The organism is Bacteroides sp. FSHCM14E1, assembly GCF_019633785.1.
GTDB lineage: Bacteria > Bacteroidota > Bacteroidia > Bacteroidales > Bacteroidaceae > Bacteroides > Bacteroides hominis.
The window spans coordinates 123,445-137,774 of record NZ_JADKYL010000001.1 but is presented as its reverse complement, the minus strand read 5'-3'; the positions used below and the strand labels follow the sequence as shown (position 1 = coordinate 137,774).

The 14,330-nt window shown below is 42.5% G+C and carries 10 protein-coding genes, 1 tRNA gene and 2 pseudogenes; 3 read left to right on the top strand and 10 right to left on the bottom strand.

The features are described from left to right. Positions 1–163 precede the first annotated feature (163 nt). The 3 genes from ISX59_RS00570 to ettA all read right to left on the bottom strand — a co-directional run bounded on the left by ISX59_RS00570 (position 164) and on the right by ettA (position 6,740). Entirely contained in the window at positions 164–2,044 is a 1,881-nt protein-coding gene (locus ISX59_RS00570; RefSeq protein WP_220575538.1) for a choice-of-anchor J domain-containing protein, read from the bottom strand. 22 nt (positions 2,045–2,066) lie between these two features. After that, entirely contained in the window at positions 2,067–4,856 is a 2,790-nt protein-coding gene (locus ISX59_RS00565; RefSeq protein ID WP_032542400.1) for a TonB-dependent receptor domain-containing protein, read from the bottom strand. Between the two features lie 195 nt (positions 4,857–5,051). Further along, positions 5,052–6,740, bottom strand: a complete 1,689-nt coding sequence (ettA, locus tag ISX59_RS00560; protein WP_005776885.1) for an energy-dependent translational throttle protein EttA — start codon at positions 6,738–6,740, stop codon at positions 5,052–5,054. Positions 6,741–6,856: 116 nt separating this feature from the next. On the opposite strand from ettA, the gene ISX59_RS00555 reads away from it, so the two are divergent. From ISX59_RS00555 to ISX59_RS00545, 3 genes and pseudogenes are all read left to right on the top strand, one after another. Continuing rightward, a tRNA-Lys gene (locus tag ISX59_RS00555) sits at positions 6,857–6,929 on the top strand. Positions 6,930–7,086: 157 nt separating this feature from the next. Beyond that, positions 7,087–7,470, top strand: coding sequence for a transposase (locus tag ISX59_RS00550; protein ID WP_220575537.1), 384 nt, complete (start codon positions 7,087–7,089; stop codon positions 7,468–7,470). Between the two features lie 28 nt (positions 7,471–7,498). Continuing rightward, positions 7,499–8,428, top strand: a pseudogene (locus ISX59_RS00545) (transposase). A 386-nt stretch (positions 8,429–8,814) separates the two neighbouring features. On the opposite strand, the gene ISX59_RS00540 reads toward ISX59_RS00545, so the two are convergent. The 7 genes and pseudogenes from ISX59_RS00540 to ISX59_RS00510 form a co-directional block, all read right to left on the bottom strand. Next, positions 8,815–9,171 carry a hypothetical protein gene (locus tag ISX59_RS00540; protein WP_032530279.1) on the bottom strand — a complete coding sequence of 119 codons (357 nt, stop codon included), beginning with the start codon at positions 9,169–9,171 and terminating at the stop codon, positions 8,815–8,817. 63 nt (positions 9,172–9,234) lie between these two features. Further along, the gene (locus ISX59_RS00535; protein WP_080714208.1) at positions 9,235–9,585 is read right to left on the bottom strand and encodes a GAD-like domain-containing protein; all 351 of its coding nucleotides are present in this window, start codon (positions 9,583–9,585) and stop codon (positions 9,235–9,237) included. A 168-nt stretch (positions 9,586–9,753) separates the two neighbouring features. Continuing rightward, positions 9,754–10,178: pseudogene (locus ISX59_RS21340) on the bottom strand (hypothetical protein). A gap of 522 nt (positions 10,179–10,700) precedes the next feature. Beyond that, positions 10,701–11,387, bottom strand: coding sequence for a hypothetical protein (locus ISX59_RS00525; RefSeq protein ID WP_032530277.1), 687 nt, complete (start codon positions 11,385–11,387; stop codon positions 10,701–10,703). A gap of 36 nt (positions 11,388–11,423) precedes the next feature. Next, positions 11,424–12,212 (bottom strand): DUF1266 domain-containing protein, encoded by a 789-nt coding sequence (locus ISX59_RS00520; protein ID WP_032530276.1) that lies wholly within the window; start codon positions 12,210–12,212, stop codon positions 11,424–11,426. Positions 12,213–12,230: 18 nt separating this feature from the next. Next, complete coding sequence (locus ISX59_RS00515; RefSeq protein WP_050496825.1) at positions 12,231–13,166, bottom strand: T6SS immunity protein Tdi1 domain-containing protein; 936 nt, start codon at positions 13,164–13,166, stop codon at positions 12,231–12,233. A gap of 28 nt (positions 13,167–13,194) precedes the next feature. Further along, complete coding sequence (locus ISX59_RS00510) at positions 13,195–14,307, bottom strand: DUF1266 domain-containing protein (protein WP_032530275.1); 1,113 nt, start codon at positions 14,305–14,307, stop codon at positions 13,195–13,197. Positions 14,308–14,330 lie beyond the last annotated feature (23 nt).

Genomic DNA, 14,330 nt, shown 5'->3' with positions numbered 1-14,330 from the left:
ACCATAGATTAAAAATATTAATAATCAACGAATTAAGCTCACTCTATGTTACTCTGCGTCCTCTGTGGTGCGTTTCACCCCCATAACTCTCTCGTTATAATATAAAAGAAGGCCGTCCTGATTACTCAGAGCGGCCTTTCTTATTATAAATGAATTAGTTTCCTTATTCTACTTTCTTCAAAGAGTCTGCAACATATTCAAACTGTCCTTTACCTGTCACTTTATACTTAATGGTATATTGTGTGGTAGAAGAACCGTCGTAAATGGCGAAGTTAATTGTATAGAACACATCTACGCCTTCTACCACATCAGCACTGCCGTAGATTGCTTTCAATCCCGGAAGGAATGCTTCTGGCAAACGTTCGAACATCAACTTAGTAAGATCGGCATCTGACATCGAGCCATAAGCGGAAGCACTTTGTGCCTTCCATGCGGAGGGACGGAAGTCGAAATTGTTATTGTAAGCCGAACCACCATAATAATAATCGTTGTTACCGTATGAAGTCACATACTCAGGATGGTTCTCTTTCACCCAATCGGTGATGGCCTGATAGAACGCAGCAGACTCCGCATTACCCTTCTCAGCCTTCAACGTGATTACTGTACTCGGGTCAAAGTTCCACTTACCGTCAGACAGTACAAACTGCTCTGTCTTATCAACAATACGTGTATTCAACTCCCATCTCGCTTTTTCGGCAGAATAAGTGTATTCATCACTGTAGATATTCAAAGCTTTGCCGTTATAGAATCTGTAAACTACTACACGTGCATCGCCATCAACAGGATATGCCACCATCTTAGACAAATAAGCAGGCAGATAATTCACAGCCGGAACATCAGAAGTAAAGTAACGTTTGCTCTGTCCCATATCTCCATAATCGGCAAATGTGGGAACATATACGTTATTGTTCTTATCCTTCCAGCTCTTACCATCGTACACTTTCACTGCGTAAGCAGGAGTAGAAAGACTGTTAGCCGGGATAGAAGTACCTACCATGATGTTATCAATCTGATAAGTAGTAGTCTTTTTATTGGCACCATCACCTACATACTTAAAGGCTACATAAACCTTCTTGCCCGCATAAGCTGATAAAGACATCTTACCGGCAGATGCAAATGTACCGTAACCGCTTGTCGGCTTGGTAGGGATGTTGAAATCCGAAGTTACGTCAGTCCAGTGAGCAGCTTTAACATCTTTACCATCAAAATCTTCTGAGATAAGCACTGACAGACAGTTGGCATTGTAATAACCCACAGTTACATCAAAACCAAGATAATCACCGGCAACAACAGAAACAGCAGGGGTAACCATCCAAGCTATACATTCACCTTCCATCTTATTGGCCGAGTATTGCACATACTGATTATCATCATAAGAAGTCACTTTCCACTCGGTTCCACCAACAGAACTGAGAAACCAGCCTTTCAGCTCAGTTAAGTCTCCGGTAGGAAGTGCTTCAAAATCCTGCCACATTAACGGATTCTCCAACTGTCCTTCACCCGATTTATAATCTACGAAAACAGCAGTCCCCTTTTCGGCATCTTTGAAATTCTCGTTTAGCATCTTATACATCTGACCTTCTGTCTTTTCATTCAGATAAGGTGCAAAAGCATTTTCGCCATAAACTAACTTATAATCGGCATCTGTCGGTTTCAGATATTTCACTGAAGCATATTCAGACAACAGGGCAGACATTGCCTCTTTATACTTATAGGTAATCTTTGCACTTGAACCTTTGTCGGCAGTATAATATTTGTCAAGCAAGAAAGCAGGAATATAGGTAGCTCCTGTAATCTTCTCTGTAAGATACATGTTAGTCTTAACATTTGCGAGGTCTTTAGCCAAATCCTTTCCCGCAATCTTTTCATTAGTAGAATTCGTGCTGATAGCCGCATAATCAGCATCAGTCAGCGTATATTCTATCTTCATCAAATTCGTCGGTTGGGTTATCTCATCCAATCCTTCGAAGTTGTCATCGTTATATTTACAGCCGGACAGCAGAATCAACGATACCGCTACAGGCATTAATAGATTTCTATTCATAATTTAAACTTCCTGTTTTAGATTAGAAATTAACTTTTAATCTCAAGCTATAAGTACGGCCAAATCCGTAGAACACATTATAAGCGGTCTTCCAGTCGTGATTGCTACCATCTGTAGCATCAGAAATATAAGTCTGATCGAATAAGTTGTTCACGTTACCTGACAGCACTGCATTCAACTTACCAAAATTGAATTTATAACTTGCGTTCAAGTCGAATGTGCTTGCTGACGGAATACGCCAGGGAGTAGAAAAGTCTTTTTCACTGTTCATCACCAGGTCGTTTGAGGTTAATGCCCAGTCAGCATAGTTACGTGCGTATAAATTCCAGTCGATACCCAGGCGAATGGCCTTATCAATCTTGAAAGTAGCACCCAAAGCAGCAGTAGTCTGTGCCGATCCTCCCACTTTCACATCTTTCAGGTTCAGTTTCATTGTACCCGGTTCCAACCCATTGGCTGCGGCATTAACAAGAACTGTTATATCCTTACCATCATTTCCCTTAATAGATGCACTGTTTACAAATTGACCTTCAACAGTGAAACTTCCTGATGCATTGCTATCCCAGCGCCAGTTACCGATAGAGAACATACCGCTCAAATCCAGCCATTGGAAAGGTCTTGCAACAAAATCAAGTTCAACACCCTGGTGTAAGGCGTTTACACCTTGCATATTGATAACAGATTTGGTAGAAACCAGCTTACTTGCATCATAAGGCTCGCTAAGACTACCTTCGTAGTAATTATTAATATCTTGCGAACGAGTAGTAGTCTTATCCATCCAGCGAGTGTGGTAAGCATTGACATTCACCGTCAAATACGTTGAACGGTAACCATATCCGATTTCGAAAGAGAAAACTTTTTCGTTTACTGCATCCGGATTAGTCGCATTGCTGGTAGTTGAATTCAGAAAAGCACCGCCCGAGAAGAAAGGAGCACGGCTGATATAACCGATATTAGCAAAAACGTTATGATTTTCGGTAAGGTTATAATTCAAACCTCCTTTTGCATTCCATCCGATAAAGTTGGTGGTTTTTGATTTAGCGTGTGCCTTGTCATAATAGAAGCGGTCATAACGCCAGTAACCGGTATTAGAAACCGAACCGGAAATGAAAGCACTCAGCTTATCTCTGTTGTATTCACCCTGGGCAAACACACCTTCAGACATTACATAACCATCGTAGTCACGATAAACCACATCACCCACTTTCAACTTCTGATTTACGAATGCCGAACCGGCAGCAGCAGCGGCATTGTTGGAAGTAAGCACATTGGTTCTTGAACTGGAATCTACATAAAAGTCACCACCATAGAGGTCAACCAATTCATTCGTATGCGTACCTTTATAATAACGGTAGTCTATACCACCATAAAAATCAAAATAGTCACCAATCTTGGTTGTATAAGTAGAGAGCAGACCATACCAGTTATGGAAGTTCTTAGACTTCGACATAGCCATAACCGAACCGTTCTCGCTGGCTTCGTTCAGAGCATAGATTTCATCATAAGCAAATGTTCCGTCAGCTTTACGGAATGTCATATTCAGCTTTCCACTGTTACTACCATACCAGTTGCTACGATCAGCACCGGTCAATCCCTGACCGGAATAACCATATCCACGACCGATAGAAGCATACAAGGCTGTACTTAAGCTTGATTTATCATTAATCTGCCATAAGTGGTTCAACGACAACTGAGGTTTATTATATACATTATATGCAGATGATTTTCTTTGTCCATTCAATCCAAAACCGTAAGTAGGATTATAACGATAAGGCTTTTCACCATTCATATAGTTTTTAGCAACTTCTTGCCATCCCTCGATAGTAAGTCCGTCTTTATTTCCACGCTGATTGTGCCACTGAGGAGCAGCAAAAGCAGTAAATGACAATTGATGATTGTCGTTGAAACGTTTTGTGATATTCACAAACCAGTTATAAGCCTCGTAGTCGGTTCCCTGAATATAACCATCTGCCCAGGTCTTACCTCCCAAAAGGGTCATAGCCCAACCTGACTTAGTCAATCCGGTAGATACCTTGAACAGGATCTTGTTTAATCCGTCATTACCCATACCATAAGATACGAAACCGCCCTTATTGGCATCAACTGTATTTGTCACGATGTTGATAGAACCACCCACAGAAGGAGCTGCTACCTTTGACGCACCCAAACCACGCTGTACCTGCATGCTACGAGTCACATCACTCAAGCCGGCCCAGTTAGACCAGTAGATACCACCCCACTCCATATCATTCATCGGAACACCATTAATCATCATAGCAGAGTTCTCAGTCTTGAAACCACGTATGTTTACTTTGGAGTCACCAAAACCACCACCTTGCTTAGTTGCATAGATACCCGGAGTTGACTTCAGAACTTCAGGAAATTCCTGCGTTCCGAGTTTTTCTTCGATAAAGACGGGGTCAACTGTTGATACAGCTACCGGAGTTTTACGCGAAACAGCAACGGAAGATGTAATGATAACGTCGTTCAATACCATTGCATCCGGTGCCATTTTAATCACGCCCAAATCTTCAGTACCCCCTTTGTGGGTGATCTTCTTACTGAAGTCTTTGTAGCCAAGGTACTTGATAAGCAGTGTCGAACCGGAGGCAGCTTTCTGTGTAAACTCACCATCCAGGTTAGTCACACTACCTTGGGTAGTACCGACAATCGTTACGGCTGCACCAATCAATGGCTCACCTGTTTCCGCATCCACAACTTGACCTTTCACTGTTACCTGGGCAATAGCCGTAGCGGCAGAGCATACCGTCAGTACTGCAACCAGCAGGAAATGAATTAGATGTCTTCTCATAATTCTCTTTGTTAGTTAATAGAACTTGTTAATTAATAAATTGTAAATAAACGTTTTGGAGCACAAAGGTAATTAATATTCTTTATATATACATTACAAAGATGCTACAATTTTTTAAGAGAGATAAACATATTATAGCTCTATGAAACAAAAAAGCCCCGCAATTAATTTGCGGGGCTTACACATTGTTAAGTATTAGTCAGCTATCAGCTTTCTATATCTCACGCGCTTAGGCTCTTCGTTGCCAAGCCGTTTCAATTTATTCTCTTCGTATTCCGAGTAAGAACCTTCAAAATAGAACACGTTCGAATCGCCTTCAAAAGCAAGAATATGAGTACAGATTCGATCGAGAAACCAACGGTCATGCGAAATCACAACGGCACAACCGGCGAAATCTTCCAAACCTTCTTCAAGTGCACGCAAGGTATTGACATCAATATCATTGGTCGGCTCGTCGAGCAATAATACATTTCCTTCTTCCTTCAATGCCATGGCAAGGTGCAAGCGATTACGCTCACCACCGGAAAGTACTCCACAAAGCTTTTCCTGATCAGCACCCGAAAAGTTGAAGCGTGAAAGATAGGCGCGTGCGTTAATGTCACGCCCTCCCATGCGGATCAAATCATTTCCGCCGGAAATTACCTGATAAACACTCTTATTCGGATCAATATCTTTATGTTGCTGGTCTACGTAAGCCACCTTCACGGTCTCCCCTACTTCAAATTCACCCTTATCAACTGTTTCCAGTCCCATAATCAAACGGAAAAGAGTTGTTTTTCCGGCACCATTCGGACCGATAACTCCCACAATACCATTGGGAGGAAGCATGAAGTTGAGATCGTCAAACAACAGTTTATCACCGTAAGCTTTAGCCACATGTTTAGCCTCGATCACCTTATTACCCAAACGAGGACCGTTCGGTATGAAGATTTCCAGTTTCTCTTCTTTTTCTTTCACGTCTTCGTTCAGCAATTTATCGTACGAGTTCAAACGGGCTTTGCCCTTAGCCTGACGTGCCTTGGGTGCCATACGTACCCATTCGAGCTCACGTTCCAGAGTTTTGCGACGTTTGCTGGCAGTTTTCTCTTCCATTTCCATCCGCTTGGTTTTCTGCTCCAGCCAGCTGGAATAATTACCCTTCCAGGGGATACCTTCGCCACGGTCAAGTTCAAGAATCCATCCAGCCACATGGTCAAGGAAATAACGGTCGTGTGTCACAGCAATTACCGTACCTTCGTATTGCTGCAAATGCTGTTCCAACCAGTCGATAGACTCAGCATCCAAATGGTTGGTCGGCTCGTCGAGCAATAAAATATCAGGTTTTTGCAATAACAAGCGGCAAAGCGCCACACGACGACGTTCACCACCCGAAAGATTAGCCACAGACTGATCTTCGGGCGGGCAACGGAGAGCATCCATTGCACGTTCCAGTTTACTATCCAGATTCCAGGCATCCGTCGCATCAATAATATCCTGCAATTCCCCTTGCCGTGCAAAAAGTTGATCCATCTTGTCCTGATCTTCATAATATTCAGGCAAACCGAACTTCTGATTAATTTCTTCGTATTCGTTCAGTGCATCAACAATGGGTTGCACACCTTCCATTACGATTTCTTTCACTGTTTTAGTGTTATCCAGATAAGGCTCCTGTGCCAGATAGCCTACTGAATATCCGGGAGAAAAAACCACCTCTCCCTGATAAGACTTCTCCAGACCGGCAATAATCTTCAGCAAAGTAGATTTACCCGAACCGTTGAGACCGATAATACCAATCTTAGCTCCATAGAAGAAAGAAAGATAAATGTCTTTTAGCACATTCTTGTTAGGTTGGAAAGCTTTGCTTACTCCCACCATCGAGAAAATTATTTTTTTATCGTCAGCCATATATAAATAATGTGTATTGATATTTATGGCACAAAGATAACAAAAATGTTCGGAATTTATTTGCAATTATAAAAAATAGCTCTATCTTTGCACCCGCTTAACAGCAATAAAGGATTGATTCGCTAGCTCAGCAGGTAGAGCACAACACTTTTAATGTTGGGGTCCTGGGTTCGAGCCCCAGGCGGATCACATAAGAACAAAGCCAAACGGCGACAAAAAAGAGACAAGTCCTACAATATCAACGTATTGTAGGACTTTTTTTTATTGTTTCAGTCTTGCTTAAAAGACAAAAAAGGGCTCAGTTTGAAAACTTGGGGGATATCGTTAAAATGCTTACTTTTGCTTCATGAAAAAGAAATCTCAATCTCCCTTTGATTCCTTCTCTGCTTTAAGCTTGTTTCTTCCTTCGGGCCTGCTTGATTACTTTGATCTTGTCAATGGTGTCACTCAGGACACTTGTTTTATCCTTTATCTTGAGGAAAAGCCTGTTATTCCAGATGAATACTCTCATTTATCTCTTCATTCCAAAGGTTTCTTTCCCGAGATTGAAGTTCAAGACTTTCCCATTCGTGGTAAAGCTGTTTATTTACGCATCAAGCGCCGACGCTGGGAAACACCTTCTACAAGTCAGACCTACAGTCGTGACTGGAATCTGGTTGCCACCGGAACTCGTATAACTGCTGAGTTCGGTGCTTTTTTAAAAGACCTACTTAGACAATCATGCAGTTAGCTGTCAAAGCGTAGCAGAACACTACTGTATGGACGGTAAGCAGCTTCAATGCCAGTATAAAGGCCACTTGAGTGAGTATGGGCAGTGGGAGCAAAAGGAACATGCTAAGGATTACATCCTTTACCCCAAGAACATGGGTCACCACTTATGTATTGATGAAACAGCATTAACCAGAGGAGAACTTTACACGATTCTAACAAACAAGGACAAGAGAGGACGAAAGGGCTCCATCATAGCGATCATTAAAGGTACCAAAGCAGAAGATATTATAGCTGTACTGAAAACTATCGAACTACAAACACGCAACAAGGTAAAGGAAATTACTTTGGATATGGCAGGTAGTATGCAGAAAATAGCTAAACATTGCTTCCCGCGCGCTATGCAGGTAATAGACCGTTTTCATGTACAAAAGCTAGTATATGAGACGGTACAGGAGCTGAGAATTACGTATCGCTGGCAAGTTATCAAGGATGAAAACAAAGCAATAAAGGAGGCTAGGGCTAAGGGGAAAAAATATGAACCGGAAACTTTTGAAAATGGAGATACACTCAGACAATTATTAGTCAGAAGCAGATATTTACTATTTAAGGCACCCGATAAGTGGACGAAAAGCCAGCAGATTAGAGCAAATATCCTATTTAGGGAATTTGAAGATATTAAGGAAGTCTATTATTACTAATTAGGAAAGATATTCTCTACAAACTCGGATAAAGATGTAGCAAGAGCCAAATTAGCATTGTGGTATAATAAAATAGAAGAATATGGATATGACACATTTACAACAGTAGCACAATCTATTGAAAATCATTATGAAAAGATATTGAACTTCTTTGTTAATAGAAGTACCAATGCAGCGGCAGAAGCTTTTAACGCTAAAATCAAAGCATTCAGAGCGGCATTCAGAGGAGTGGTCGATATGAAATTCTTTCTGTTCAGAATAGCAAAGGTATATGCATGAGAAGGAGAATGAAGGAGATTAACCTAAGTTAATCCCCCTAGAATTACAACTGAGCCCAAAATAGCTGTTTCAAGCATATTGTTGGTGGATAAGGTAGTATTCCCAAAAGTGTGTAAATCCCTTTTTTGATTTAGTTTTGTATTTGCAATAAAACTTTAATCATGATGGTATTTACACACTTTTGAGAGCACTACCTCTCTTTGAGCGAAGGGCTGTTGTTTGGCAGCCATTGTATCTTGTCTGCCAGCTCTTGCGTATGTCCGGATACTCCCTCTCTTTAGATAATAAAAATGAAGTAATTGTTTACATAATGATTCTGGACTATATTGATCTCTGTTCTTTTTTAACAGGAAGTTATGATATTCGGACAACTATAACTACTATGATTATCCCACATTCCAGTTCATCATGTCATTCCAATCCAGTACCGCTTTTATAGCGCATTGGTAATAGCAGAAGCTCCACACGATTAGCCAATATACTAGCACGGAAGTTATCTTGAACAACCGCCTTTTCATTATATCATCCACCCGTTTTCTGATGAAGCGGAAAAGAAATAACAGAATCCCCCATAATACAAATGTCAGCACTTTACATTTAATCGCTATGAATATATTGTTAGCGGCTATATCAAAATCAGGCAATGAGGATGTATAATGAGAAATGAGACGCCATCCTACGAATAGCGAAATCACGGCAAGCAGAACATTTTCAATTCTTTTATATGACGTTGTTATTTTCATGCTTCTGCACAATGGTTAAACGGAAAACTGCATTTCGACTTTATTAACACTGTAATTATTAAATCATCCTGCTTCGTAGCGTTCTATCTTAAACCATACTTCCAGAATACTTTTATTGAATATACATTTATTGAGAAGCAGTGCAATGTTGTTGCTTAAGACTTTTTCTATTCCGTATCCGTATCTGATATTCATATAAATGACGTAATCCACAATAATGGAATTATTCACATAAGCAAATATGTATCCGAAAGCCATTACCATAAATGGCAAAACAATCTTGTTGAATGAGTCCGAGTTATATTCATCCGCAAAATCCTGAAATTCTTCAGGATGAATAATTCGAAACAGTCCGTTACAAAACATTCCCCAACCAGTCTCTTTCCAAAAGATAATCAGACTCTCCAAAGCAATATCAGCATATTGTGCGGTATATTAACAACCAATTTTCCAGCTTGCTCTTGGTTAACGATTCCCACTATCAAGGCTTGTTCGGGACTTACACCCTATATTTACTGGCTATACAGAGTAAACATATCCAGTAGCTAACTGTATTTCTTAGTTTAGCTGCTTGTTATCAACTTACCTTATTCCTTTTAGTTCTTCCCTCATTTTTCCTTTCAGATGAAAATAAGCCAGCACACCAAGAGCATTAAACAATGCGGTTTCATCTTCATTGCGCCCTAATGCCTTGTAGAATTTGGCTACATTCCGATAAGCCAGGATTAGAAAGATGAGATAAACGACAGCCAGGATACCTCCGCTGAACACAAGCGTACAAATGCCTATCAATGAGTTTCGATTATAGGCTTTATACTGCCTTTTGGCTTCCTCTGGTTTGTCAGATAACCGAATTGCTGTAATTCTTCTCTACTCCAGCCTCTTTCTTCCAATAAGCAGATAGCACTGTCACGAAGTTCGTCATCATAACCATAACGCTGGTGATTTTTCACTATGTCTATCAACTTAGCGTTGTCGAATTTCTTTAGAATATCAATATCTTCCATACTTTTGATTTATGTTTATAATGGTTTGGTGGGTGATAGTGTTTAACTGTTGGCTCGACCTCATTATTTACAGTCTGTCAAACAATTCCTTCCATTCAAAAATTGTTATGATCCAATCGTTCTGCTTGTTTCCTAACAGATATAATTTCTCATTGGTAATTTTCGTATGCTTTTCCGGATTTCCACCCGATGGGTTGTTAAGCCTATTTCCCAACAAGTCAAAGGATAGTTTGCGGGAATCGATTGCCCACTCCTTATCCCTTATGAAAATGATACATATATCTTGGTCTTGTATGCTATAGAATACATAACGTTGCCTATACATGCCTATATTGCAAGGCGAAAATGAGAAACACGGGTAATAGAAATCACCTCGTAGGTCGCAGTCTCTTGAAACGGAAGTGGCGAACGGATGGTCGGCACAGCACACAGAGTCAGCCGGAGATTGCTGTTTCACAGCCATCTGCCCGTACAGCGGTAAGGCAACGGGCAGAAGGCATATAATAGCTTACTCACGATGGCTTAAGGTTCAAATTCCACTTTTCCCTCCTGGTTCACCACGAAAGGCACGGTATAATAGTTCGTCCACGTGTGACGTCCCTTAACTTCAGGCTGTTCGTCCTTCTTGACGAAGTTCAGTTCGAAGAAAATGGCGGTGCGACTGTGCTCTTTCTTGTAATCCGACCGCTTCTGCAAAAGGTCGATGTTTCGCTTGTCCACGGGTGGAATGTAGAGGTGATATTTGCCGACTGACTTCAGTTCGTACTTATCGGCATCCTCCTGCGTAAGGAAAAGATCGTGCGCCTCCTGCACGAGTCGCTGCACCTCGGCAGTGGTGAGAACATCGAGTTCGAGCGGTGTGGAGTGCTCGTAAGAGTAGATGTTGCGCTTACTCTTCAACGGCCCGTCAGCTACGAACTCACCATCCTTCAGGCTGATGGTGAGGGAATAATCATTGCTCTCCGGATCAAGGTAGTCTATCTCTACGGTAGTCAAAATGTTATCCAGTTTACGTTCGTCGCCGTCCTCTGCCCACACGAGGCGATATATTTTATTAGTGCCGGTGTCCACGTGCGTACGGACCAATTCTTTCACTTTGCTGATACCTTCTTCCGAGGCCATGCCCAGACGGCTTTTACCTGTACAGGCGGTGAGAATGAGGACGGCCAGTGAGGCAGTCCACAAGGTTCTTACGATGTTTGTTATCATGTTAGTTTGTTTTTTGAATGTTATTAATAAGAAGTATTACCATTTGATTCTTACCCACGGGCTTTTCTCATCCTTCAATAAGTCGTCGGCCATAGACTTCATGCCAGAGTTGCAAGCGCTTTTTCCTCCCCACAAGGCACGTCCGATGACGTAGCTCATGGCAAAGTCGTGCCAAGAAGAGAAATGGTTGTGTGCCATTTCATAAGCACAGTCTATGTAGTACCACGCTTCGGCTTCGGAAATATACTTCATGTCGTAGCAGGCGCGTGTCATGAAATTAAGACGTCCGGCATCCCAACCTGTTACGCCGTAACGTTGCAGATCCTCCCGACAAGTGATAGTGCCGCACTCCAGCAATTCATCGTAACACTCCTTGAGATTGTACAGCTGTTGTACAGCTTTGTCGTAATCTTCCTGACTGGTCATATGCTGTTGGAAAATTTGGTCCTGTGCCTCTTCATCATCCAACAAGAAAGCCTGATAGACATAGGGAAAATAATAAGCAAATCCCTTCTCGCCGAGATACTCCAATGTTTGCTTGGCATCTTGGGTATTGTAAATGCTCCACCAATTGGCAAGGATGGTGGAGAGTTTATCTTTGATGTCTAATGTCAGCGAATTGAGGTATGCCCCCTGCTGTAAAGCGTAAAGTGAACCTATAGAAAGTTTTTTGTACTCGGCTTCCGTCAAATGGGAACGGGGATTGAGACGTATTCCTTGAAAAACACGTATCACCTTGCGTACGACAGGCCATACACGTTGGTAAAGAAAATAGATGATAATAATCGGAGCTACGATCCAAAATATCCAGTTGAAATCTGTCATAAGTAGTTTTTTTTACAATTAATAATCTATCATTGCTATGGTTTGTTTCATTTCCTCCAAATTGAGTCCACGCAGTAGCACATGGTCGTCGCGCTCTTCCACTACATATTTCTGAAGGGCCTGCAAAGCTGTGTGATACTCCAGGGAGGCAAGGTTCTTTTTATCGTCATAGCTGAAAAAGGTCAGTACCCACAATGTGATTTCTTTACCCTCCACGGCGTACAGCTTCTCGGGAGTTTGAGGCAGTACGGTGTCTACGGTGTCGGTCAGCGTGAAGTTGACCATCAGCGTACCATCTTCACGTTCGAACACATGCGGATTGGCTTCATAGGCTTCCATCCATTGGTCTTTTTCTCCATCTTCCTCTTCTTCATTGTCAGACGAGTTGTTCATCATCTCAAAAAGCAGTTGCTGGTGAGTAACCCCATCCCCCTTTTGGATGTATGAGAGCGATTCGTCTCCACCAAAGGCCAGTGCCGGAGCAAAGAAAAAGGTTTCGTTTTCCGCCAACGGACCACACTTCTCCACCGCCTGTCCGAAGAGCTCCTTATCCAAAAGAGATTCTATGACCTCGTCGTCCGTGATAAAGCGCATGAACTCCTTAAAGCTGTAGGTACAGGTTTGGGTGGAACAACGGTGTATGTTCAACAGACAGACATCATCCTTCGCATCCGGCAACTGCCGATAATAGATGATGTTACCGAAACCGGTTACCAGAATAGGAATTCGGGCAGTATTCTCTCCGCCCAGCCATGTGTAGAGGTTAGGTATGTAGTCATCAGGATTGATTACTTTTAGCAATCCATTACCGTAGTTGCCGAAGCCATACGTTTCCCAGAGCTTCAACCATTCGGCAGGTAGTCTGCCCTTGAAGCGGTTCAGAACAGATACTGTAGGTTTTCTTAATTCTCCGGTTGGAGGAAACTTCTGCAAGAAGTCATTCAAAATTTCCATGATTGTTATATATTAAATGGATTACTAATTACCATTCACTTAGTTTCCAGGGCGATTCTTTTTTGCGCAGTAGGGTTTCTGAGATTTCGTAGGCAAGCATACTGTCTTGACGGTCACCGTGCCACACGCCACGACCTAAAATGTAACTGAAGCCGTACTCCTGCCACGATGTGAAATATTGACGAGCAATGCTCTCCACCAGTTCCATCACTTGCCACATCTCTTCTTCGCTGATGTAGCCGCATTGGTAAGTCCAGCGGGCGACATTGGTAACACGTACCAGGTCCCAACCGATGGAAGTGGCAGGCAACTCGTCCGTAGTGCAGCCCAGACGAGGCATCAGTTGCAGTATGGGGAGCACCTCATCGATCTTCTCTGCCAGTTCTTCGTCCTCTTCGGCACCACGTTGCAGAGCTTCAATACCCTCGGTACGGAGGATATGGAGAATGCGGTCAGCAGTGGTATGATGTCCCTCTTCCAATAACCAGCGGACGGTCTCAAAGGTAGTGTCGTGATCCACAATACCCCACCAGCTCTGCATCTGTTCTCGGGTGGTATTGACGCTGTAAGTGCTGCCCGTGCTGTCTACCTGCTCGGAGTTATAGACGAACAGCGGCGCACCGAAGGCCAACAAATGCAGTTGGCGCGGAGTGAGGAGACCATCGTCAGCGCGCTCTATCTGCCAAAGCTCTTCGTCTTTGACTGCTATGAGAAGATTGTCATTATCCTCTGCATCATCATATAAATTCTCTTTATCCGTATCCTCTCCATCGATCCAATCGTTCTCGATGTTATCGTTCGTCTTCCTAAGTGCTTCCTCCAAGCTTCCATCCATCATGGCTTGCATCATCTGTGAAGCGAATGCCATATTATCTTGCCCCTCTTGTGCGATGTGGTCAGCATTGATTCCACCCAAGGTGCCCATGGCTGCTTGTTGTGCCTGAATCTCGCTGAGGTTGGGGACTGCCACTTGCATCTGCGCTCTGATTTGTTCCTGCATAGCTGCTATATCAGGTATTTGAAAACCGGGGATGCTGCCTAACATGGATTGCGCTTGCTCCATCGCTGCTTTGATAGCTGCTTCTTGTGCCGCTTTGGTTATCTCCTCCGGACTTTGAGGATTTACTTTTTCTTGTGACATATTTGTTTCTATTAAAAAATGGT